This window comes from Saccharothrix espanaensis DSM 44229 (genome assembly GCF_000328705.1).
In the GTDB taxonomy this organism is placed as follows: Bacteria; Actinomycetota; Actinomycetes; order Mycobacteriales; family Pseudonocardiaceae; genus Actinosynnema; species Actinosynnema espanaense.
Genome location: NC_019673.1, coordinates 7,637,060 through 7,656,925, shown reverse-complemented (window position 1 = coordinate 7,656,925; position 19,866 = coordinate 7,637,060). Strand labels below are relative to the sequence as shown.

The following is a 19,866-nucleotide window of genomic DNA, read 5'->3' as shown; positions in this document are numbered from 1 at the left end:
GTGCGTGAGGTGATCTGATGCCGTTGACCCCCGCGGACGTGCACAACGTCGCGTTCAGCAAGCCGCCGATTGGCAAGCGGGGCTACAACGAGGACGAGGTGGACGCGTTCCTCGACCTGGTTGAGGGCGAGCTCGCCCGCCTGATCGAGGAGAACAACGACCTGCGCCAGCAGGTCGAGCAGCTCGACCAGCAGGTCGAGACCGCGCGAGCCGACCTCGAGGACGCACGGGCGAAGGTCGCCGCAGGCGTCGGCCCCGGCCGCGTCGTCGACGAGCCCCGCAGGCTCGCCCCGGTGCCACCCCCCTCGGCGCTGGAGCAGACCTCGCCCGGCGGTGGTGGTGACCACCACGTCCAAGCCGCCAAGGTGCTCGGTCTGGCCCAGGAGATGGCGGACCGGCTCACCGGCGAGGCCAAGGCCGAAGCCGACGGGATGCTCTCGGAGGCCCGGACCAAGTCCGAGCAGCTGCTCTCCGAGGCTCGGGCCAAGTCCGACACGATGGTCAACGAGGCCCGAACCCGTGCCGAGACCATGCTGAACGACGCGCGAACCCGCGCCGACACGCTGGAGCGGCAGGCCCGTGAGAAGGCCGGTGCGCTCGACCGCGACGCTCAGCGCAAGCACGCCGAGGTGATGGGCAACATCACCCAGGAGAAGAACACGCTGGAGAAGCAGATCGACAAGCTCCAGACGTTCGAACGCGAGTACCGGACCCGGCTCAAGACCATGCTGGAGTCCTCGCTGCGCGACCTGCAGGACCGCGGCCCCGCCGCACCGTCCGACGGTCGTCAGCAGGGCTACTCGTTCGGCGCGCGCGCCGAGGCGGGCTGACCGGACGTGCTGATCTAGTCTGCGCACGTGCTCTACATCGTTGCGCTGTTGGTGCTGGCAGCCCTGGGGCTGCTCGTGCCCGCGCTGACCACGGACCAGACGTACTGGGCGTGGCTCTCCGTGGGTGCGAGCGCGGCCGCGGCCCTGGTCCTGATCTGGGACTGGGCGCTGCGCCGCGGGTCGGGAACCGCCCCGGCTGCCGGCACCACCGCGCAAACGGGTGATCAGCAGGCTAGCGCTGATGATCACCCGGTCGAGGGGCAGGACGGCGACGACACCCCCGGTTCACCCGATCAGGCCACCGAGCCCGAGGAGGAGGACACGGACGCCGCCGACCTGCTGATCGTCGCCGACCTCAAGGACGAGATCCGCGTCCTGGACGAACGCCCCCGCTACCACCTGGCCGCGTGCCCGTGGCTGGCCGGCCGGGCGTCGCTGGGCCTGCCGATCGCCGAGGCGAGGCAGCTCGGCTTCACCCCGTGCGCGGTGTGCGCGCCGGACTCCACGCTCGCCGCGAAGAAGCGCACCTCCGCCTAGCTCCAGGCGTGCGCACCCGAGAAGCGGCGTGACGCCGTCGTCGTCGAGCCGGGGACAATGCCGGTCGTGCGGACCGCGTTGCTGATCGCCACGGACACCTACACCGACCCGACGTTCGGCGCCCTGCGCGCGCCGCACCGGGACGCCGCGGAGTTGGCGGAGGTCCTGGCGGACCCGTCGATCGGCGCGTTCGCCACCGAGGTCCTGCTCAACGAGCCGGTCCAGCACGTGCGGGAGCGCTTGGACGGCCTGTTCGCCGAGGCCGCCGCCGACGACCTGGTGCTGCTGTACCTGTCCGGCCACGGCGTGAAGGACCGCACCGGCCGGCTGCACTTCGCCACGACCGACACCCGCGACGACAGGCTGCCGTCGACCGGCCTGGCCGCCGCGTTCGTCCGGGAGCTGGTGGACGACAGCCGGGCCGGCCGGGTGGTGCTGTGGCTGGACTGCTGCTTCGGCGGCGCGTTCCCGGTCGACTTGGCGCTCAAGGGCGACGACGTGGACGTGGTCGACCAGCTCTCCCACGGTCGGGGGCGCTCGGTGATGACCGCGTCGACCGCGATCCAGTTCGCCTACGAGCCGAGCGGGGAGGTGCGCGGCGAGACCCGGCCGTCGCTGTTCACCCAGGCGATCATCGAGGGTCTGCGCGGCGGTGCCGCCGACCTGGACGGCGACGGCGAGATCACCACCCGTGAGCTGTACGCCTACGTCTACGACCACGTCCGCCGCACCACCCCGAACCAGACCCCCACCAGCAACGACTCCGTAGCCGGTGCGATCGCCGTCGCACGGGCCGCGAACCGGCCCGGCGACGGTGTCCGGCTGACCACCGAGCCCGCCCTGGGCGAACCGGCGTTCGTGCGCGACCTGCTGGTGTGGCAGGGGCGGGTCTGGCGGGTCGGCTCGTGGGAGGAGGTCGGCCGGATCGACGCGCACGGCCCGCACGCGTTCAACCGCTCCGGCACCCTGCTGGCCGCCGGCGAGGAGGACTCCGGGGTCGGGGTGTGGAACACCGCCGGCCCGCCGGAGACCTGGAAACTGGAGGTCGGCCTGCACGGCAGGGTCCTCCCGTGGGGAGCGCGGCTGAGCTTCAGCCACGAGGACGCCTACCTCGCGCTGGCCCGCGACGGCGCGCCGGAGGTGTGGAACCGCGCGGACTGGACGCACGCCGAGATCCGGTGGGAGGCCGTCGGGGAGTCGGTGGTGTTCCACCCGACCGAGCCCTTGGCGGTGGTCGGCTCGTCGCCGCCCCGGCTGTTCCCCTGCGGACCTGAGGGTTGGGGCGAACCGGAGTACTTGCGCGGGTGGCTGGAGTTCGAGCGGTTCAGCTCCGACGGGCGGCTGGCCGCGTTCCACCGGCAAGACGACGTCGTGCTGCTCGACACCGGTGACTGGGAGGAGGTCGGCCGGTTCCCGCACGACGCCGGGCACACCCGCCGGTGCGCGTTCAGCCCCGACGACCGCCGGCTCGCGACCAGCAGCACGCTCGGCGTCCGGCTGGTCGACCTGGCCACCGGCGAGGCCGTCCGGCTCGCCGACTCCGGCTTCGGGTGCGTGCCGGCGTTCAGCCCGGACGGCCGGTTCCTCGCCGTCGGGCTCAACGACGGGCTCCGCGTCTGGGACGTCCGCCACAACCGGCTTGCACCCGCGGGTTAGGCTTGACCCACACGGCGTTGATCCGGCCATCACCGGGGAGCTTCCGGAAGAACGGGCGCGAGCCCCAGTAGAACCGGACGGGTGCGGCCCGTCACAGCCGGCAACGAGAGGCCGTCGCGAGGTTGGCGTCGGCAAGCGGGGTGGTACCGCGGTGCGCCGATCCAGGCGTGTCGTCCCCGCGTGCCGGATGACGCAGCACGCGAGGAGCAGCACGATGGCCTACCCGAAGGCAGGCGAGGGCTCGGTGCCCTCCCAGCCGTCCTTCCCCGCCCTGGAACAGGACGTCCTCGACTTCTGGAAGTCCGACCGGACGTTCCCGGACTCGATCGCCGCCCGGCCGGCGGGGGACCGGGGCGCCAACGAGTTCGTCTTCTACGACGGCCCGCCGTTCGCCAACGGCCTCCCGCACTACGGGCACCTGCTGACCGGGTACGTCAAGGACGTCGTGCCGCGCTACCAGACCATGCGCGGCAAGCACGTCGAGCGCCGGTTCGGCTGGGACACCCACGGCCTGCCCGCCGAGGTGGAGGCGGAGAAGCAGCTCGGGTTCTCGTCGAAGTCCGAGATCGAGGCGTTCGGGATCGAGAAGTTCAACGAGGCGTGCCGCGCGTCGGTGCTCCAGTACACCGACCAGTGGCGCGACTACGTGACCCGCCAGGCGCGCTGGGTGGACTTCGACAACGACTACAAGACCCTCGACCTGGACTACATGGAAAGCGTCATGTGGGCCTTCAAGTCCCTGTGGGACAAGGGCCTGGTCTACGAGGGCTTCCGGGTGCTCTGGTACTGCTGGCGCTGCGAGACGCCGCTGTCCAACACCGAGACCAAGATGGACGACACCTACCGCGACCGGCAGGACCCGGCGGTCACCGTGGGCCTGCGGCTGGAGTCCGGCGAGCTGGCCCTGGTGTGGACGACCACGCCGTGGACGCTGCCGTCGAACCTCGCCGCCGCGGTGCACCCGGACGTCGACTACGTGGTGGTCGAGGCGAACGGCGAGCGCTACCTGCTCGCCGAGGCGCGCGTGCCCGCCTACGCCCGCGAGCTGGGCGAGGAGCCGCCGGTCGTGGCCCGGTACCGGGGTTCCGACCTGGTCGGCCGGCGGTACGCGCCGCCGTTCGACTTCTTCGTCGGCCGGGAGAACGCCCACCAGGTGCTCGCCGCCGACTACGTCACCACCGAGGACGGCACGGGCATCGTGCACATCGCCCCCGCCTTCGGCGAGGAGGACAAGCTCGTCACCGACGCCGCCGGCATCGAGGTGGTCGTGCCGGTCGACCCGCACGGCCGGTTCACCGCCGAGGTGCCGCCCTACGAGGGGCAGCACGTCTTCGACGCGAACAAGCCGATCATCCGCGACCTGCGGGACGCGGGCCTGCTGCTGCGCCACGAGACCTACGACCACCCGTACCCGCACTGCTGGCGCTGCGACAACCCGCTGATCCAGCGGGCCGTGTCGTCGTGGTTCGTCGCGGTGAGCAAGTTCAAGGACCGGATGGTCGAGCTCAACGGCGAGATCAACTGGGTGCCCGAGCACATCAAGGACGGCCAGTTCGGCAAGTGGCTGGAGAACGCGCGGGACTGGAACATCTCCCGCAACCGGTTCTGGGGCTCGCCGATCCCGGTCTGGGTGTCCGACGACCCCGAGCACCCCCGGGTGGACGTGTACGGCTCGCTGGACGAGCTGGCGCGCGACTTCGGCGCGCGCCCGACCGACCTGCACCGGCCGCACATCGACCAGCTGACCCGGCCCAACCCGGACGACCCGACCGGGCGCTCCACCATGCGCCGGGTGCCCGAGGTGCTCGACTGCTGGTTCGAGTCGGGGTCCATGTCGTTCGCGCAGGTGCACTACCCGTTCGAGAACGCCGACTGGTTCGAGGACCACTACCCGGGCGACTTCATCGTCGAGTACAACGGCCAGACCCGCGGCTGGTTCTACACCATGCACGTGCTGGCCACGGCGCTGTTCGACCGGCCGGCGTTCAAGAACTGCGTGGCGCACGGGATCGTGCTGGGCGACGACGGCCAGAAGATGTCCAAGTCGCGCAAGAACTACCCGGACGTCAACGAGGTGTTCGACCGGGACGGCTCGGACGCCATGCGGTGGTTCCTGATGGCCTCGCCGATCCTGCGCGGCGGCGACCTGGTCGTCACCGAGCGGGGCATCCGCGACGCCGTGCGCCAGGCCGTGCTGCCGCTGTGGAACTCGTGGTACTTCCTCGCGCTCTACGCCAACGCCGAGGGCGTCGAAGGCACCTGGCGGACCGGTTCGCCGCACGTGCTCGACCGGTACGCGCTGGCCAAGACGCACGACCTGGTCGCGGACGTGACGGCGCGGCTGGACGTCTACGACATCTCGGGGGCGTGCGCGTCCATCCGGGAGTTCCTGGAGGTGCTGACGAACTGGTACGTCCGCCGGTCCCGCGACCGGTTCTGGGCGGGCGACCAGGACGCCGTCGACACCCTGCACACCGTGCTGGAGGTGGTCAGCCGGGTGGCCGCGCCGCTGCTGCCGCTGACCACCGAGGTGGTGTGGCGCGGGTTGACCGGCGGGCGCTCGGTGCACCTGGCGGACTACCCGGTCGCGGCGGACCTGCCGGCCGACGCCGACCTGGTGGCGGCGATGGACCAGGTGCGGCAGGTGGCGTCCACGGCGCTGTCGCTGCGCAAGGCCAACAAGCTGCGGGTGCGGCTGCCGCTGGCCAGGCTGGTGATCGCGGCGCGCGACGCCGAGCGGCTGGCGGCGTTCAGCGAGATCCTGCGGGACGAGGTGAACGTCAAGGAGGTCGAGCTGACCTCCGACGTCGACGCGCACGGGCACTTCCAGCTCGCGGTGAACGCGCGGGCGGCCGGGCCGCGGCTCGGGCCGGAGGTGCAGAAGGTGATCAAGGCGGTCAAGGCCGGCGACTGGTCCGAGGTCGACGGCAAGGTCGTCGCGGCGGGCGTCGAGCTGTTCCCGGAGGAGTACGAGCAGCGGCTGGTGGCCACCGACCAGGGGGCCACGGCGGCGCTGCCGGCCAACAGCGGCCTGGTCGTGCTGGACACGGCGGTCACGCCGGAGCTGGCGGCCGAGGGCGTCGCCCGCGACCTGGTGCGCGTGGTGCAGCAGGCGCGCAAGGACGCCGACCTAGACGTGTCGGACCGGATCGCGCTGGTCGTGCAGCTGCCCGCCGGCGAGGTGGCCGACGCGGTGCGCCGGTTCGAGGCGTTCGTGGCGGCCGAGACGCTGGCCGACGCGGTGTCCTACGGCGAGGTCGCCGGGGGTGCGGCGGGCTCGGTCGGCGACGGGGCCGAGGTGAGGGTCTCCGTCACGAAGGTCTGATCTGGCGGGAGGGGGCACGGTCGGGGCGTCCCGACCGTGCCCCCTTCGGCGTCCTGCCGGGTCAGGCGGCGCGCAGCGCGAGGGCGATGATGAGCAGCACCCCGACCTGGTCGGCCAGGTGCGCCGGCGGCGGGTCGAGGACGTCCACCAGGTCGTCCAGCCAGGTGTTCAGCTCGTCGGACATGTCAAACACCTCCCTCGCGCTCCAGCAGGGTGCGCAGGGTCGCCAGGCAGCGGCCGCGGGTCGGGCCGATGCTGCCCCGGGGCATGGACAGCGCCTCGGCCACCGCGCGGTACTCGGCGCGGCCGGCCAGCACGGTCAGCCGGAGCAGCTCCTGGCAGCGCCGGGGCAGGTTCGAGTAGGCCCGCCACAGCCGCCGGTCGCGGTCGTCGCGCAGCGCCTCGGTCTCGGGCAGCCAGCGGGTGTCGGGCAGGTCGAGCGCCGAGTCCGAGGACAGCGCCGCCCGGCCGTTCGCCTCGCGCCACGCCCGCTGGGCCTCCCGCCGGGTGGTGACGATCAGCCAGCCCGCCAGGGCACGCGGCTCGGCGATCCGGTCCAGGTGCCGCAGCAGGCTCAGCCACACCGTCTGCACCACGTCCTCGGCGATGCCCTGGTCCAGCCCGTTGCCCCGGGCCACGTGCCACACCAGCGGCGTCAGCTCGGCGACCAGCGTGTTCAGCGCGTCGCGGTCGCCGGCGCGGGCGGCGGTGAGCAGGGCCGCGTGCCGTTGCGGCGCGGTCGGGCCCGGGGAGCCCTGCGCGATGATCGCGGCCACGCCCAGGTCGTCGGACGCCGGGTCGTCGGGGATCGCCTCGGTCACCCCGTCGCGCAACTCGTCCAGCAACGGGTCGAGCCCGCCGCCGTCCGAGGTGGACAGCCCGGGACGGGAGTTGCGGCGCGCGTCGTCGTCCGTCATGTTGTCCCCTTCCCGCGCCGGGAACCCCGCACCCGGCGCTCGGAGTTGCCGACCGTCGCGCTGACCTGGGCCCGCGCTTCCGACACGTACCTGCGCACGGAGTCCCGTCCGCATCCCAGCACGTCGGCGATCTCGCCGTCGTCGAAGTCCCAGAACCGCAGCACCAGGGCGGTGCGCAGCCGGTCGGGCAGCCGCGCGATGGCGGCGAGCGTGCTGTTGAGCTCGTGCCACGTCTCGGCCTCGCGCTGCCGCTGCACGAGGATCCGGGACCGGGCGACCACCTCGTCGGTCACCTCGCTGGGCCGCTCCACCCGGCGGGCCTGGTCGACCAGCAGGTTCCGGATCGTCTTGACCAGCCACGCCCGGCGCGCGCCGGGGGCGATGGCCGGCCAGTTCCGCCAGGCGCGGACGAACGCCTCCTGCACCGCGGACTCGTGGTCCAGGTGCGGTGACATGACGGCGGCGAACCGGAAGAGCCGGGTGCGCTCCCGGTGGTAGAACTCGCCGAAGGCGGCCGCGTGGTCATCGGAGTCTCCCGGTGTCACGAACCCTCCCTCTGGTCGGCGTCCGGTACCCGGTAGACGGACGCCGTGCAGGGTTGTGGATGCGGCTGGTTCAGTCCAGTCGGCGCGCCACGGCCCGCAGCACCCGGACCCACCACGACCACCGTGCCGGCACGATGCTCTGACCTGCGGCGATGCTCAGGTTGTCGAACATGTCCTCGATCAGCGCGTCGTGCAACCAGCGCACGGCGAGCGGCCAGCCGAGCAACATCCACCCGTTCGGGCGACCCGTGATGGTGTGCCGGATGCCGCCCGGGACGGCCTCGAACACGTGCGTGCCGACCAGGCCCAGCCCCGGCGAGAAGGTGAACTCCACCCGCTTGCCGGGTTCGTGGCCGGTACACCGGTAGCGCACGAACCCGTGCCCGCCGTCCGCCCCGACGCCCAGCGGCCGGTCGAGGACCAGCTTCGGCCACCGCTCGGGCCACAGTTCCACCGCGCGGTCCACCCAGCCGTCGCCGGGCAGTCGGCGCTCGTGCACGTTCTTGATCATGGCAACCTCCGTACGGTCCCGTATGGAAACGACCATACGGTAGCGTACGGGCTTGTGACGACGCGTCGGACCAAGGACGACTGGACCGCGGTGGCCCTGCGGGCGCTGGCCGAGGGCGGGGTGGCGGCGGTCGCGGTGGAACCGCTCGCGGTGCGGCTCGGCGCGACCAAGGGCAGCGCCTACTGGCACTTCCCCAACCGCGAAGCCCTGCTCAAGGCCACCCTCGAACGGTGGGAGCGGGAGCACACCGAGGCCGTCATCGCCCTGGTCGAGACCGAGACCACGCCGCACGGCCGGTTGCGCCGGCTGTTCGGGCTGGTCCTGGAGGACGCCCGGTCCAGCGCGGTCGAGCTGGCCATGCTCGCGGCCAAGGACGACCCGGCGGTCGCGCCCGTGCTGCGCCGGGTCACCGACCGCCGGGTCGGCTACCTGGCCGAGCTGTTCGAGGCCATCGGCTTCCCGCCCGAGGCCGCCGGCCGGCGGGCCGTCCTGGCCTACTCGGTCTACCTGGGCCAGGCGCAGCTGATGTCCGCCGCCCCGCACGTCGTGGGCGACCGCCGGGAGCTGCTGGAGGACACGCTGGCCGCGGTGACCACCCGTGCCTGAACCGTTCCGGCTGGGCGTGCGGGTCAAGCCCAGCGCCAAGCGCGATGCCGTGGGCGGGCGTTGGGGACCGCTGGCGTTGATCGTCGCCGTCGCCGCGCCGGCCGTCGAGGGCAAGGCGAACGAGGCCGTGCGGCGGGCGGTGGCCAAGGCGTTCGGCGTGCGCCGGCAGGACGTGCGGATCGTGCACGGCGAGCGCGGCCGGGACAAGGTCGTCGAGCTCGACCCGGCCCCGGACGACGCCGCGCAACGGCTGGCGCGGCTGCTCGACGGCTGACGCCGGTGTCCACCCACCGGGACGTCCTCGCACGTGAACCGGGGCTATCGGGCGGGCTGTCCGCTGTGGACGGTGGTCCCGCCCGGACCGGGGGAGGCTGGTTGCGGCCGAACGGTTCCCGGTACTGCGGTGCCAGGCTCCGCAGGCCCGCTCGCCACTCGCACAGCGCGCGCGGCCCGGGTGGAGCACGCTCGGTGGTGGCGCTGTGGCGATTGCCGGATTAGTCCAAATCGGTGTCACCGGGGAGAATGACCACCACCGAGTGAACAACTGGAGGTCGAGTGGGTGGTGTGACGGCCTTCCTCGGCATCGGCGCCGCGGTTCTGCTGCTCTCCGTCATCGCGGTGCGAGTGTCGATCAAGCTCGGTCTGCCCTCGCTCCTGCTGTACCTGGGCATCGGTGTGCTGCTCGGCGAAGCCGTGCTGGGCATCCAGTTCGAGGATGCCGACCTGACCCGTTCGCTGGGCACGGTGGCGCTCGTGCTGATCCTCACCGAAGGCGGCCTGACGACCCGCTGGACGGCGGTGAAACCCGCGCTGGGACTGGGGATCGCACTGTCCACAGTGTCCGTGGCGGTCAGCGTCGGGGTCACCGGCGTGGGCCTGCACTACCTGCTGGGCCTGGACTGGCGCACCGCCCTGCTGTGGGGCGCGGTGCTGTCGTCCACGGACGCGGCGGCGGTGTTCAGCGTGCTGCGCGGGGTGGGGGTCGGCAAGCGGCTGATCGGCGCGCTGGAACTGGAGTCCGGGCTCAACGACGCCCCGGTCTACATCGCCGTGGTGCTGCTCGCCTCGCCCGACCCGGTGACGTGGACCGCGCCCGCGCTGATGGTCTACGAGCTCCTCGCGGGCGGCGCGATCGGCGTGGCGCTGGGGTGGTTGGGCGGGTTCGCGCTTCGGCGTGCCGCACTCCCGTCGACCGGCCTGTACCCGTTGGCCACGGTCGCCGTGTGCCTGATCGCCTACACCGCCGGCGACCTGGCGCACGCGTCCGGGTTCCTCGCGGTCTACACGGCGGCGCTCGTGCTGGGCAACGCCCGCCTGCCGCACCGGTCGGACACGCTGTCGTTCGCCGAGGGGCTGGGCTGGATCGCGCAGATCGGCCTGTTCGTGCTGCTGGGCCTGTACGCCTCGCCCGGCCGGCTGCTGGAGTCGCTGATCCCCGCGCTGGTCGCGGGCGGGGTGCTGGTGCTGCTGGCCCGGCCGCTGTCGGTGCTGTGCGCGGCGCTGCCGTTCAAGGTGCCGTGGCGCGAGCAGGTGTTCATCTCGTGGTCCGGGCTGCGCGGCGCGGTCCCGATCGTGTTCGCCCTGATCCCGCTCATCCAGGGCTACCCCGGCGCGCAGAAGCTGGTGGACGTGGTGTTCGTGCTGGTCATCCTGTTGACGCTGGTGCAGGGCTCGACGCTGCCGTGGATGGCCAAGTGGCTCGGTCTGGTGAAGACCGGCGAGGCGCAGGAGATCGAGGTCGACTCGTCGGCGCTGGACGAGCTGGGTGCGGAGCTGCTCCAGGTGCGCATCCAGCGCGGGTCCAAGCTGCACGGCGTCTACCTCAGCGAACTGCGGCTGCCACCGGGCGCGACGATCAGCCTCGTGGTGCGCGGCGACGACGGCTTCACCCCCCAGTCCACCACCCGTCTCCAAGAGCACGACCAACTGCTCGTGGTCTGCACCGACGCCGCCCGCACGGCGGCCGAACGCCGCCTGCGCGCCGTCGACCGGGCCGGCCGCTTCGCCCGCTGGAAGGGCGACTCGGGCCTGCCGTAGCCCGCCGCACCCCGAAACGGCACGCGAACGTGTGATCCCGGTCGCGATTCGGGACGTGGGCGGGGTTCGGCGGGGTGTTCGGTGATCGTCGGCGTGACCTGCGGGGTGATCGGGAGCTGGGGGTTCCCGCACGGCGGGCGGGGGCGGCCGGTGACCTCCCAGGATGTGAACGGGCCTCGACTCGGTGCCGGGTCGTGGGCTAACTTCGGTGCCGAGGTCATGAGTGCCAGCGCGAAGCTCGGGCTAGCTGGCCGGCAACCCTCCTACCGCGGTGGGGTGCCCCCGATGAGGACCTGGCCTGGCGCGTAGGGCGTCGGGCAAGCGCGGGCCTCCCCTGCACGGAGTCCGCCGGACCCGTCGGAGGTTGTCATGACCGTCGCTGTTCCCGGTTCCATCGCCGCCCTGCCCCGCGTCGTCGGCGCCTCGCTGCGCGTCCCGCTGGTCACCGGCGAGCGCGTCGAGTACGCCAACCTCGACCACGCCGCGAGCGCGCCCTGCCTGGAGCAGGTCCGCGACGCCGTCGACGAGCTGCTGCCCTGGTACGCCAGCGTGCACCGGGGCGCGGGCTTCGCCTCCCAGGTGTCGACCCGCGTCTACGAGCAGGCCCGCGACTCGGTCCGCCGGTTCCTCGGCGCGCGCCCCAGCGACACCGTCGTGTTCACCCGCAACACCACCGACTCGCTCAACCTCCTCGCCCGCAGCCTGCCCCGGCACACGTCCGTGGTCCTGTTCGACACCGACCACCACGCGGCGCTGCTGCCGTGGCGCGGCCCGAACGTGCACCGCCTGACCACCCCGGCGACGCCCGCCGGTGCCGTGCGCGAGCTGGACCGCGCGCTGCGCGCCACCCCCGAAGGCCCCCGGCTGGTCGTGGTGACCGGCGCGTCCAACGTCACCGGCGAGGTGTGGCCGGTGGCCGAGCTGGCCGCCGTCGCCCGCCGGCACGGCGCGCGGATCGCGCTCGACGCCGCGCAGCTCGCCCCGCACCGGCCCGTCGACCTGCGCGCGCTGGACGTGGACTACGCGGTGCTGTCCGGCCACAAGGTCTACGCCCCGTTCGGCACCGGCGTGCTGGTCGGCCGGGCCGACTGGCTGCAGGCCGCCGACCCGTACCTGGTCGGCGGCGGCGCGACGGCCCGGGTCACCGACCACGGCGACCGGCTGGGCGTGGCCTGGTCGGCGGTGCCGGAGCGGCACGAGGCCGGGTCGCCGAACGTGGTGGGCGTGCACGCCCTCGCGGTGGCCTGCGACGTGCTGGGCCGGCACTGGGAGCAGACCACCGCGCACGAGCGGGAGCTGCTGGCCCGGCTGCGCGCGGGCCTGGCGACCGTGCCCGGCGCGCACGAGCTGTCGATCTTCGGGTCCGACCAGGACCGGGTGGGCGTGGTGAGCTTCGTGGTGACCGGGCAGGACGTCGGCTTCCTGGCCGCCGCGCTGTCCGCCGAGCACGGCATCGGCGTGCGCGACGGCGCGTTCTGCGCCCACGTCGCCGTGCACCGGCTGACCGACGGCAAGCGGGCGCTGCGCGCGTCGCTCGGGCTGGGCAGCACCGCCGAGCACGTCGACCGGTTCGTGGCGGCCCTGCGGTCGCTGGTGGTCGAGGGCTCGCGGTGGCCGTACCGGATCGTCGACGGCCGGTGGGTGCCGGAGAACGACGAGCGGGCGCTCCCGCCGTTCCTGCGCTGAAGGGATGCTGGACAATGGCCCGGTGAGCACCGATCCCAACACCGATCCGGAGCACCGGGACGTCCCGGTCGAGCCGGACCCGGGCACCGCCCAGCAGCCGCCGCCCCAGAGCCGGGTGGCGCTGCTCGCGGCGATCGCGCCGGTGGTGCTGGCGCTGGACGTCGCGACCAAGGTGGCCGCGGTCGCGGAGCTGGAGGGCCGGGAGCCGGTCGAGCTGTTCGGCGGCCTGGTGTACCTGTCGTTCCTGCGCAACTCCGGCGCGGCGTTCGGCCTGGCCGAGGGCTGGACGGTGATCCTCGCCCTGATCGCGTTCGGCGTGGTCGGGTTCATCCTGTGGATCGCCCGCAAGCTGCGGTCGGTCGGCTGGGCGGTCGGCCTCGGGCTGGTGCTGGGCGGCGCGCTGGGCAACCTGGTGGACCGGGTCTTCCGGTCGCCGGGTCCGCTGCGCGGCCACGTGGTGGACTTCATCTCGGTGGTCGAGCCCTACGGCACCTTCTTCCCGGTGTTCAACATTGCCGACTCCGGCATCTGCGTGGGCGGCGCGATAATCGTGATCATGGCCGCGATGCAGCGCGACTACGACGGAACCCGCCACGTGAAGCCGGTGAAGAACGCATGAGCGACTACCGCACGCTGCCCGTCCCCGACGGTCTGGACGGGATGCGCGTCGACGCGGGCCTGGCCAAGCTGCTCGGCCTGTCCCGCACGGTCGTCGCGAGCCTGACCGAGTCCGGCGACGTGGTGCTGGACGGGCAGCCCGCCGGCAAGTCCGACCGGCTGGTCGCCGGGTCGTGGCTGGAGATCACCCTGCCCGAGCCGGAGCGCCCGGTGCAGGTGCAGGCGATCGCCGTGGAGGGCCTCCAGGTCCTGCACGAGGACGACGACATCATCGTGGTGGACAAGCCGGTCGGCGTGGCCGTGCACCCGAGCCCCGGCTGGACCGGCCCGACCGTGGTCGGCGGGCTGGCCGCCGCCGGGGTGCGGATCGCCACCTCCGGCGCGGCCGAGCGGCAGGGCGTGGTGCACCGGCTCGACGTCGGCACGACCGGCGTGATGGTGGTCGCCAAGAGCGAGAACGCCTACTCGGTGCTCAAGCAGGCGTTCAAGGACCGCACGGTCGACAAGCTCTACCACGCGCTGGTGCAGGGCCACCCGGACCCGATCAAGGGCACCATCGACGCGCCGATCGACCGGCACCCCAAGCACGACTACAAGTTCGCCGTGATGGCCAACGGCCGGCCGAGCATCACCCACTACGAGGTGGTCGAGGCGTTCCGGGCGGCGTCGCTGCTGGACGTGCACCTGGAGACCGGGCGCACCCACCAGATCCGGGTGCACTTCTCGGCGCTGCGCCACCCGTGCGTCGGCGACCTGACCTACGGCGCGGACCCGGTGCTGGCCAAGCGGCTGGGTGTGACCCGGCAGTGGCTGCACGCCCGCACGCTGGGCTTCCACCACCCGGCCGACGGCCAGTGGGTCGAGTTCACCAGCGAGTACCCCGCCGACCTGTCGGACGCGCTGGAACTGCTGCGCGCCGAGAGCTAGCCCTCCCGGGCGGCCGCGGCGCTCCCGCCGGCCGCCCGCCGGTCGGGGCCGGCAACGGACAATCCCTCCCGTTCCCAGGTCGCGTTCGCGTAACGTTGCGGCGAAGGCCCGCTCGTATGGGGAGGTACGTGTGGTGTCAACGCACTACGACGATCCGGATCGCACGCCACCGCAAGGGTTTCCGATGCCCGGAGCCGGCGCGGGCAGGCACCAGGCCGTGCCCGCGAGGCCCGCGCCCGGCAGCCCCGACGCGTGGGCGGCGGCCGAGGCGCAGCACCGGGCCCACCAGGAACCGGTACGGCAGGAACCGGTCCGGCAGGAACCGGTCCGACAGGTGCCGGAGGAGCGCCGGGTCCGCCCGGTGGCCGCCCGGCCCGACGACGAGACGGTCTACGACGGCCGGTTCACGCCCGCCGCGGTCGACCCGGACGGCTGGAGCGTCGCGCCGGCCGTGATCGGCGGCGACCTGCCGGAGGCCGCGCCGGCCCCGCCGCCCGCGCCACGACCGGCCGCCCGACCGGAGCCCGAGACCAATCCGACAAAGCGCTCGTTCCTCGGGAAGTTGTTCAACCGCAACGGATGACGCGGCCCGCGCGATCTTGGACCAGAGCCCGTCCGGACGCTGGAGGCCGACTGGTCGGTATCCGGCTCGCACGACGTGCAAGGTCGTGTTCGCCGGATGGGGCCGTTCGGCTAACGTCGGTGGTGTGTCGAGGACCAGCGTGAGCAACGAGACCGAGGGTCTGCTCTGCCTGTGGGTCGAGCCGTGGGGCACCGACCACTGGCTGCGCCCGGGGGAGGAGTTCACCGTGGTGACCTCGACGGTGGAGGAGTCGCCGTTCAACGTCGTGGTCCACGACCAGGGCGTCACGGTGTGGGTGAACTCGGGTGCGGACGCCGAGGTGGTCGACCGGACCGGCACCGCGGTGCCGTGCGGCCACCAGCGGCCCGCCGACGCCGAGAACTGACCCCGAGAACACCACGAGAACTGCCCACCGGAACCGACACCGGGAACCGACCCCGCCGGCCGACCCCGAGAGGGCCGCTAGTCGTCGACGGTCCAGACCAGGGTGTTCAGGTCGGTCTCGGGGCGGGAGCTCCACCGGACCGAGGTGACCGCCGTGTTCTCCGGCAGCACGTAGACGGTGTGCCCGCCGGCCGTCTCGCCGGGCTGGACGCCGATCTTGTGCGGCGGCCGGGAGGACAGCGACACCGGGGCCTTGCCGACCGTCTCGCCGGTGCTGGTCATCAGCACCAGGTACATGTCCGGCAGGGCGTTGAACGTCACCGTGCCGATGTTCGCCAGTTCGGTGTGCACGACGACCGCGCGCTCGCCGTCGGCCAGCTTGTAGCCGGCCGCCGTGAACAGGAAGTCGGCCGGGTCCACGACCTCGACCAGCTGGATGGTGAACCGCGCGCCCTCCAGGCCCTCGGTCTCCAGCGCGGAGCCGATCTTGCCGGTGCGGGACTTGGGCGTGGGCGCGTGGTCGCCGCGGGCCCAGCCGGAGGACTGCGGCGGGCCCCACGTGTTCATCGGCTCCTGCGCCGTGGGCGGCGGTGGCGGCTGCTGCGCGGGGAACGGGGCGCTGGGCGGTCCCTGCCGGTAGGAGCCCGACGGGGTGCCGCGGACGGTGCCGGGGGCGGGCGGGTACGGGCCGGCCGGCGTGCCCCGACCCGCCTGGGCCTGCCCCGGTCCGGCCTGGGCCGGGCCCGTGTAGCTGCCCCACGCGACGCTGTTGGCCAGTGCCTTGCGGATGCCGTTCGGGTCGCACTCCACGCCGACCAGCAGCGGCAGCCCGCTGCCGGACAGGGTGATCAGCCGGGTGGCGGCCTCGCGCGGGTCCATGCCGAGTCTCGCGGCCAGCTCGTGCACGGCGGCACGGCCCATCTCGGCGAGCATGGCCAGGAGACGGGCGTCGACGGGATCCGGCGCTACCACCCCTCGAACGCTACCCGCCTGAACCGATCTTCGTGCGTTCGCCCCACCGGGCGACCGGGGGAAATCTTCGTGTCGGGCTCACCCCTTGAGGTGGCGGCGCGGGCGGCAAGTTATAGGCTCGCTGGCCTGGCGCGCCCGTCGCTCTCGGGCCCACTTCGAACCTCTGGGGGGTAGGGTGTCCGACTCGTTTGTGCACCTCCACGTGCACACCGAGTACTCGATGCTGGACGGCGCGGCGAAGCTGAAGGACATGTTCGCCGAGTGCGAGCGGCTGGGCATGACCGCCGCCGCGATCACCGACCACGGCAACATGTACGGCGCTTACGACTTCTACCAGCAGGCGACGTCGGCCGGCATCAAGCCCGTGGTGGGCATCGAGGCCTACCTGGCGCCCGAGTCCCGGTTCAACAAGAAGCGCGTGCTGTGGGGCGACCCCGGCCAGAAGTCCGACGACGTCTCGGCGTCCGGCGCGTACACCCACCAGACGATCTGGGCCCGCACCAACGAGGGCCTGCACAACCTGATGAAGCTGTCCAGCCGCGCCTCCACCGAGGGCCAGCTGGGCAAGTGGGCGCGGATGGACGCCGAGCTGGTCGCCGAGCACGCGGCGGGGCTGATGGCGACCACCGGCTGCCCGTCCGGCGAGGTGCAGACCAGGCTGCGGCTGGGCCACGAGAAGGAGGCCCTGGAGGCCGCCGCCAAGTGGCGCGACATCTACGGGGCCGACAACTTCTTCGTCGAGCTGATGGACCACGGCATCGAGATCGAGAGCCGGGTGCGCGGCGGGCTGCTGGAGATCGGCAGGAAGCTCGCGATCCCGTTCGTGGTGACCAACGACTCGCACTACACCTACGCCGAGGACCGCGAGGCGCACGACGCGCTGCTGTGCGTGCAGACCGGCAAGACGCTCCAGGACCCGTCCCGGTTCAAGTTCGACGGCTCGGGCTACTACCTGAAGTCGCCCGACGAGATGCGCGCGATCGACTCGTCGGAGGCGTGGCAGCAGGGCTGCCGCAACACGCTGCTGGTGGCCGAGAAGGTCGACACCACCGGCATGTTCGAGTTCCAGAACCTGATGCCGCGCTACCCGACCCCGGAGGGCATGACCGAGGCCGACTACTTCCGCGAGGAGGTGTGGGCCGGCATGCGCCGCCGGTTCCCCGAGGGCGTGGACGAGGTCCACCGCAAGCAGGTCGAGTTCGAGATCGGCGTCATCCTGCAGATGGGCTTCCCGTCCTACTTCCTGGTGGTGGCCGACTTCATCAACTGGGCCAAGGAGAACGGCATCCGGGTCGGTCCCGGCCGGGGCTCCGCCGCGGGCGCGCTGATCGCCTACGCGATGGGCATCACCGACCTCGACCCGCTGGCGCACGGCCTGATCTTCGAGCGGTTCCTGAACCCGGACCGGGTCAGCCCGCCCGACATCGACATCGACTTCGACGAGCGCCGGCGCGGCGACGTGATCCGGTACGTGACCGAGAAGTGGGGCTACGACAAGGTCGCCCAGGTGATCACGTTCGGCACCATCAAGGCGAAGGCCGCGATCAAGGACTCCGCCCGGGTGCTCTACGGCCAGCCCGGCTACGCGGTGGCCGACCGGATCTCCAAGGCGATGCCGCCCGCCGTGATGGGCAAGGACATCCCGCTGGCCGGCGTGTTCGACGCCTCGCACAAGCGGTACTCCGAGGCCGCCGAGGTGCGCGCCCTCTACGACACCGACCCGCAGGTCAAGGAGATCATCGACACCGGCCGCGGCCTGGAGGGCCTGATCCGCAACGCGGGCGTGCACGCCTGCGCGGTGATCATGTCCGCGGAACCGCTGATGGACCACATCCCGGTGTGGAAGCGGCCCCAGGACGGGTCGATCATCACCCAGTTCGACTACCCGACCTGCGAGACGCTCGGCCTGCTCAAGATGGACTTCCTGGGCCTGAGCAACCTGACCACGATCGACGACGCGCTCAAGAACATCGCCCTCAACGGCAAGGGCGACGTCGACATCACGACGGTCCCGCTGGAGGACAAGAAGACCTACGAGCTCCTCGGCCGCGGCGACACGCTGGGCGTGTTCCAGCTCGACGGCGGCGCGCTGCGCGACCTGCTGCGGCTGATGCGCCCCGACAACTTCGAGGACGTCTCGGCGGTCATCGCGCTGTACCGGCCCGGCCCGATGGGCGCGAACTCGCACACGAACTACGCGCTGCGCAAGAACAAGCAGCAGGACATCGTGCCGATCCACGAGGAGCTCAAGGACTCGCTCGCGGAGATCCTGGACACGACCTACGGCCTGATCGTCTACCAGGAGCAGGTCATGGCGATCGCGCGGAAGGTCGCGGGCTACTCGCTGGCCCAGGCCGACCTGCTGCGCCGCGCGATGGGCAAGAAGAAGAAGGAGATCCTCGACAAGGAGTTCGAGGGCTTCGAGAAGGGCATGCTGGACAGCGGCTACTCGGCCGCGGCCATCAAGACCCTGTGGGACATCCTGGTCCCGTTCGCCGACTACGCGTTCAACAAGGCGCACTCCGCCGCGTACGGCCTGATCGCGTACTGGACCGCGTACCTCAAGGCGAACTACCCGGGCGAGTACATGGCGGCGCTGCTGACCACGAACTCGGACAACAAGGACAAGTCCGCGATCTACCTGGCCGAGTGCCGGCGGATGGGCATCACCGTGCTGCCGCCGGACGTCAACGAGTCGGAGCGCGAGTTCGTCGCGGTCGGCGACGACATCCGGTTCGGCCTGGGCGCGATCCGCAACGTCGGCGCGAACGTGGTCGAGGGGATCATCAAGGCGCGCAAGGAGAAGGGGAAGTTCGTCGACTTCTCCGACTTCCTGCGCAAGGTCGACGCCACGGTCTGCAACAAGAAGGTCGTGGAATCGCTGATCAAGGCGGGCGCGTTCGACTCGCTCGGCCACCCGCGCAAGGGCCTGCACATGGTCCACGTCGAGGCGGTCGACGCGGTCATGCTGACCAAGAAGGAAGAGGCGCGCGGCCAGTTCGACCTGTTCGGCGACGGCGGCGGGGACGACGGCGTCGGCAGCGTCTTCGACGTGAAGATCCCGGACGACTACTGGGAGCCCAAGCACCAGTTGACGCTGGAGCGGGAGATGCTGGGCCTGTACGTGTCCGGGCACCCGCTCAACGGCGTGGAGCAGGTGCTGGAGTCGTACTCCGACGCCTCTATCGCGCGCATCCTGGAAGGCGACGTGCCCGACGGCACGCAGGTCACGCTCGGCGGCATCCTCGCGTCGGTGACGCGGCGGGTGAACAAGAACGGCGAGCCGTGGGCGTCCGCCCAGCTCGAAGACCTCGCCGGCGGCATCGAGGTGCTGTTCTTCCCGAAGAGCTACATGGTGCACGGCATGTCGGTGGCCGAGGACGCGATCGTGCTGGTCAAGGCGCGGGTGGCCAAGCGCGAGGACCGGATCTCGCTGATCGCCAACGACCTGGTGGTGCCGGACCTGTCGGAACTGGGCGCGCAGGCGTTGAAGCTGAAGGTGTCGGCGTCGCGCTGCGACCCGAAGCTGGTCACCTCGTTGAAGGAAGTGCTCAAGGCACACCCCGGCACCACCGAGGTGCACCTGAACCTGATCATCAACGCCAGCCGGAACACCCTGCTGAAGCTGGACGACGCGCTGCGGGTCAGCCCGACCCCGTCGCTGATGGGCGACCTGAAGGCGTTGCTCGGCCCGGGGTGCCTCGGCTGAGCCGGAAATCACCCGTCCGGTGT

At 72.0% G+C, this 19,866-nt stretch carries 18 protein-coding genes and 1 riboswitch; of the genes, 13 read left to right on the top strand and 5 right to left on the bottom strand.

Annotation, left to right across the window (positions count from 1 at the left end; all coding sequences use genetic code 11):
- Positions 1 to 17 precede the first annotated feature (17 nt).
- The 4 genes from wag31 (at position 18) to ileS (ending at position 6,348) form a co-directional block, all read left to right on the top strand.
- Positions 18 to 830, top strand: coding sequence for a DivIVA-like cell division protein Wag31 (gene wag31 / locus BN6_RS33280; RefSeq protein ID WP_015104247.1), 813 nt, complete (start codon positions 18 to 20; stop codon positions 828 to 830).
- A 27-nt stretch (positions 831 to 857) separates the two neighbouring features.
- Positions 858 to 1,367 carry a hypothetical protein gene (locus BN6_RS33275; RefSeq protein ID WP_015104246.1) on the top strand — a complete coding sequence of 170 codons (510 nt, stop codon included), beginning with the start codon at positions 858 to 860 and terminating at the stop codon, positions 1,365 to 1,367.
- Between the two features lie 66 nt (positions 1,368 to 1,433).
- Positions 1,434 to 3,023, top strand: a complete 1,590-nt coding sequence (locus tag BN6_RS42670; protein WP_015104245.1) for a caspase, EACC1-associated type — start codon at positions 1,434 to 1,436, stop codon at positions 3,021 to 3,023.
- Positions 3,024 to 3,237: 214 nt separating this feature from the next.
- Positions 3,238 to 6,348 carry an isoleucine--tRNA ligase gene (gene ileS / locus BN6_RS33265; protein WP_015104244.1) on the top strand — a complete coding sequence of 1,037 codons (3,111 nt, stop codon included), beginning with the start codon at positions 3,238 to 3,240 and terminating at the stop codon, positions 6,346 to 6,348.
- A gap of 61 nt (positions 6,349 to 6,409) precedes the next feature.
- Here ileS and BN6_RS49845 read toward each other — a convergent pair whose 3' ends face one another.
- The 4 genes from BN6_RS49845 to BN6_RS33250 form a co-directional block, all read right to left on the bottom strand.
- Positions 6,410 to 6,532, bottom strand: a complete 123-nt coding sequence (locus BN6_RS49845; RefSeq protein ID WP_015104243.1) for a hypothetical protein — start codon at positions 6,530 to 6,532, stop codon at positions 6,410 to 6,412.
- Position 6,533: 1 nt separating this feature from the next.
- Positions 6,534 to 7,265 (bottom strand): RNA polymerase sigma factor, encoded by a 732-nt coding sequence (locus BN6_RS33260; RefSeq protein WP_015104242.1) that lies wholly within the window; start codon positions 7,263 to 7,265, stop codon positions 6,534 to 6,536.
- Positions 7,262 to 7,810 (bottom strand): RNA polymerase sigma factor, encoded by a 549-nt coding sequence (locus tag BN6_RS42665; RefSeq protein WP_015104241.1) that lies wholly within the window; start codon positions 7,808 to 7,810, stop codon positions 7,262 to 7,264. Before BN6_RS42665 ends, BN6_RS33260 begins: the two co-directional genes overlap by 4 nt.
- Positions 7,811 to 7,880: 70 nt before the next feature.
- On the bottom strand, positions 7,881 to 8,321 hold the full coding sequence (locus tag BN6_RS33250) for a hypothetical protein (RefSeq protein WP_015104240.1): 441 nt from the start codon (positions 8,319 to 8,321) through the stop codon (positions 7,881 to 7,883).
- Positions 8,322 to 8,375: 54 nt separating this feature from the next.
- On the opposite strand from BN6_RS33250, the gene BN6_RS33245 reads away from it, so the two are divergent.
- From BN6_RS33245 to BN6_RS33210, 8 genes are all read left to right on the top strand, one after another.
- Positions 8,376 to 8,927: a TetR/AcrR family transcriptional regulator gene (locus BN6_RS33245; protein ID WP_015104239.1), complete on the top strand. Its 552-nt coding sequence runs from the start codon at positions 8,376 to 8,378 to the stop codon at positions 8,925 to 8,927.
- Entirely contained in the window at positions 8,920 to 9,201 is a 282-nt protein-coding gene (locus BN6_RS33240) for a DUF167 domain-containing protein (RefSeq protein WP_015104238.1), read from the top strand. Before BN6_RS33245 ends, BN6_RS33240 begins: the two co-directional genes overlap by 8 nt.
- A gap of 290 nt (positions 9,202 to 9,491) precedes the next feature.
- A complete protein-coding gene (locus BN6_RS33235; RefSeq protein WP_015104237.1) occupies positions 9,492 to 10,964 on the top strand; it encodes a potassium/proton antiporter in 1,473 nt (490 codons plus the stop codon).
- A 215-nt stretch (positions 10,965 to 11,179) separates the two neighbouring features.
- A riboswitch (SAM riboswitch) is annotated at positions 11,180 to 11,294 on the top strand.
- Positions 11,295 to 11,333: 39 nt separating this feature from the next.
- On the top strand, positions 11,334 to 12,650 hold the full coding sequence (locus tag BN6_RS33230) for an aminotransferase class V-fold PLP-dependent enzyme (protein ID WP_015104236.1): 1,317 nt from the start codon (positions 11,334 to 11,336) through the stop codon (positions 12,648 to 12,650).
- 22 nt (positions 12,651 to 12,672) lie between these two features.
- The gene (gene lspA, locus BN6_RS33225; protein WP_231904819.1) at positions 12,673 to 13,269 is read left to right on the top strand and encodes a signal peptidase II; all 597 of its coding nucleotides are present in this window, start codon (positions 12,673 to 12,675) and stop codon (positions 13,267 to 13,269) included.
- A complete protein-coding gene (locus BN6_RS33220; RefSeq protein WP_015104234.1) occupies positions 13,266 to 14,195 on the top strand; it encodes an RluA family pseudouridine synthase in 930 nt (309 codons plus the stop codon). The genes lspA and BN6_RS33220 overlap by 4 nt, the downstream gene beginning before the upstream one ends.
- A gap of 184 nt (positions 14,196 to 14,379) precedes the next feature.
- Entirely contained in the window at positions 14,380 to 14,778 is a 399-nt protein-coding gene (locus tag BN6_RS33215; RefSeq protein ID WP_015104233.1) for a hypothetical protein, read from the top strand.
- Positions 14,779 to 14,902: 124 nt separating this feature from the next.
- On the top strand, positions 14,903 to 15,163 hold the full coding sequence (locus BN6_RS33210) for a hypothetical protein (protein WP_041314965.1): 261 nt from the start codon (positions 14,903 to 14,905) through the stop codon (positions 15,161 to 15,163).
- A gap of 77 nt (positions 15,164 to 15,240) precedes the next feature.
- Here BN6_RS33210 and BN6_RS33205 read toward each other — a convergent pair whose 3' ends face one another.
- Positions 15,241 to 16,134, bottom strand: coding sequence for an AsnC family protein (locus BN6_RS33205; protein WP_015104231.1), 894 nt, complete (start codon positions 16,132 to 16,134; stop codon positions 15,241 to 15,243).
- Between the two features lie 175 nt (positions 16,135 to 16,309).
- Between BN6_RS33205 and dnaE the strand changes: the two genes are divergently transcribed.
- Positions 16,310 to 19,843 carry a DNA polymerase III subunit alpha gene (gene dnaE, locus BN6_RS33200; protein ID WP_015104230.1) on the top strand — a complete coding sequence of 1,178 codons (3,534 nt, stop codon included), beginning with the start codon at positions 16,310 to 16,312 and terminating at the stop codon, positions 19,841 to 19,843.
- Positions 19,844 to 19,866: the final 23 nt, after the last annotated feature.

Excerpts from the sequence above, each read along its gene's own strand:
- ileS (WP_015104244.1), top strand. The coding sequence starts at position 3,238 with ATGGCCTACCCGAAGGCAGGCGAGGGCTCGGTGCCCTCCCAGCCGTCC.
- BN6_RS33250 (WP_015104240.1), bottom strand. The coding sequence starts at position 8,321 with ATGATCAAGAACGTGCACGAGCGCCGACTGCCCGGCGACGGCTGGGTG.
- BN6_RS33260 (WP_015104242.1), bottom strand. The coding sequence starts at position 7,265 with ATGACGGACGACGACGCGCGCCGCAACTCCCGTCCCGGGCTGTCCACC.
- BN6_RS33220 (WP_015104234.1), top strand. The coding sequence starts at position 13,266 with ATGAGCGACTACCGCACGCTGCCCGTCCCCGACGGTCTGGACGGGATG.
- BN6_RS33215 (WP_015104233.1), top strand. The coding sequence starts at position 14,380 with ATGCCCGGAGCCGGCGCGGGCAGGCACCAGGCCGTGCCCGCGAGGCCC.
- wag31 (WP_015104247.1), top strand. The coding sequence starts at position 18 with ATGCCGTTGACCCCCGCGGACGTGCACAACGTCGCGTTCAGCAAGCCG.
- BN6_RS49845 (WP_015104243.1), bottom strand. The coding sequence starts at position 6,532 with ATGTCCGACGAGCTGAACACCTGGCTGGACGACCTGGTGGACGTCCTC.
- BN6_RS33230 (WP_015104236.1), top strand. The coding sequence starts at position 11,334 with ATGACCGTCGCTGTTCCCGGTTCCATCGCCGCCCTGCCCCGCGTCGTC.